Consider the following 2,478-nt stretch of genomic DNA (forward strand, 5'->3'; position numbering starts at 1 on the left):
TGTCATTCGGCCTGCAATATTGACCCCGTAAGCCGGGGGATCGGCGTCCAAAATTGACCCCCTACCATTGGCCTGTTGCGCTGCCTGCTTCGTAACAGAGCAGGTGGTCGGAGATGCTGATCGTGGAGACGATTGCCCGGATCCGGCGCGAGCATTTCATCAAGGGCAAAACGATCAAGGAGATCGCCCGGGACCTGAAGGTATCGCGGAACACGGTGCGCAAGGTGCTGAGGTCGGGCGAGACATCGTTCGAGTACGAGCGTGCGGTTCAGCCGCGTCCGAAGCTGGGACGATGGGCGGTAGAGCTTGACGTGTTGCTGGCGACGAATGCGACTAAAGCCGCTCGCGAGCAGCTGACGCTGATCCGGATCTTCGAAGAGCTGCGCGAGCGTGGTTACGACGGTGGCTACGATGCCGTGCGACGTTACGCCAGACGATGGAGTACGGACCGTGGACAATCGACGGCTGCCGCCTACGTCCCGCTGAGCTTTGCACCTGGCGAAGCCTACCAGTTCGACTGGAGCCACGAAGTAGTTCTGCTCAATGGCGTGACGGTGATGGTGAAGGCCGCTCATGTCCGGCTATGCCACAGCCGGATGCTGTTCGTGCGGTGCTATCCGCGCGAGACGCAGGAGATGGTGTTCGACGCCCACGATCGGGCGTTTGCTCTGTTCAAGGGAACCTGCGGGCGCGGCATCTACGACAATATGAAGACGGCAGTAGAGACAATCTTCGTCGGCAAAGGCCGTCTTTACAATCGCCGCTTCATGCAGATGTGCAGTCATTACCTCGTCGACCCAGTCGCCTGCACGCCGGCATCAGGCTGGGAGAAGGGTCAGGTCGAGAACCAGGTCGGGCTTGTCCGCGAGCGCTTCTTCACACCGCGGTTGCGGTTCAAAACACTCGACGAGTTGAACGCCTGGCTGTTGGACAAGTGCATCGCCTACACTAAAGCACACCGTCATCCGGAACTGACTGAGCAGACGATCTGGGAGGTGTTCGAAGCCGAACGGCCAAAGCTCGTTCCCTATGCGGGCCGGTTCGACGGATTCCATGCAGTGCCGGCATCTGTCTCGAAGACCTGTCTGGTCCGCTTCGACAACAACAAGTACTCGGTCGCGGCCAGCGCCGTTGGGCGGCCGGTCGAGGTTCATGCTTACGCTGACCGCGTCGTTATCCGCCAGGACGGACGCGTTGTCGCCGAGCATCCACGCGCCTTCGGCCGTGGCGAGACGACCTATGATCCCTGGCATTATGTGCCGGTGCTGGCTCGCAAGCCTGGCGCCTTGCGCAATGGCGCTCCCTTCAAGGACTGGGTGCTGCCGGCTGCGATCGAGCGCATACGGCGCAAGCTCGCTGGTGCCGATGATGGCAACCGGCAGATGGTCGACATACTAAACGCGGTCCTGACCGACGGTCTGCCCGCCGTCGAGGTGGCCTGTGCCGAGGCAATCGCCCAAGGCGTCCATTCCGCCGATGTCGTTCTCAACATCCTGGCTCGGCAACGAGAGCCCGCCCCACCAGCCAACATCATGACGCCGGCTGCGCTGACATTGCGCCATGCCCCGATCGCCGACTGTGCCCGCTACGACAACCTCAGGAGAACGATCTAATGGAACGAACTCAGCTCTTTGACCTCATGGGTGAGCTTAAACTTTACGGCATGAAGGCCGCCTTCGACGAGATCATGACGACCGCCGTCAAGCGTCAACACGAACCGCAGCGCATTGTCGGCGACCTGCTCAATGCCGAGATCAACGAGAAGCAGGCTCGCTCGATCAAGTACCAGCTCACCATCGCCAAACTACCACTTGCCAAGGACCTTGAGGACTTCCAGTTCACGGGCACTCCCATCAACCAGACGCTGGTCAATGACCTTGCCAGCGGCGGCTTCATCGCCCAGCAGCGCAATGCCGTACTGATTGGCGGCACCGGCACCGGCAAAACCCATCTGGCCATCGCCATCGCCAGAAGCTGCATCCGATCTGGTGCCCGCGGGCGCTTCTACAACGTGGTCGACCTCGTGAACCGCCTGGAGATCGAGACCCGGAGTGGACGGCAGGGTCGGGTCGCCGAGCACTTGACCCGGATGGACTTCATCGTCCTCGACGAACTGGGCTACCTCCCGTTCGCACAATCCGGCGGCCAATTGCTGTTCCACCTCATTAGCCGGCTTTACGAGCGCACCTCCGTCGTCGTCACCACCAATCTGGCATTTGGCGAATGGCCCAGCGTGTTCGGCGACGCAAAGATGACAACCGCGTTGCTCGACCGTCTGACTCACCATTGCGACATCGTCGAAACCGGCAACGACAGCTGGCGCTTCAAAAGCCGCGACGACGATCAAGCCACCCGCGCTCGTCTCGTCTCCGCAACCCCGGCCAGCTCCGACGAGACGAGCGCTACCCCCAAACCAGCACGCTCAAAGGGGTCAAAATTGGACGCCGATCCGGGGTCAAATTTGAACGCCGATTGACA

At 61.1% G+C, this 2,478-nt stretch carries 2 protein-coding genes; both read left to right on the forward strand.

The features are described 5' to 3' along the window. The first annotated feature begins 113 nt into the window (after positions 1-113). Entirely contained in the window at positions 114-1,613 is a 1,500-nt protein-coding gene (gene istA, locus CIW50_RS28870; protein ID WP_149534587.1) for an IS21 family transposase, read from the forward strand. Beyond that, the gene (gene istB / locus CIW50_RS28875) at positions 1,613-2,476 is read left to right on the forward strand and encodes an IS21-like element helper ATPase IstB (RefSeq protein WP_149534588.1); all 864 of its coding nucleotides are present in this window, start codon (positions 1,613-1,615) and stop codon (positions 2,474-2,476) included. The genes istA and istB overlap by 1 nt, the downstream gene beginning before the upstream one ends. The last annotated feature ends 2 nt before the right edge of the window (positions 2,477-2,478 follow it).

The organism is Tardiphaga sp. P9-11, assembly GCF_008329525.1.
Classification (GTDB): domain Bacteria; phylum Pseudomonadota; class Alphaproteobacteria; order Rhizobiales; family Xanthobacteraceae; genus Tardiphaga.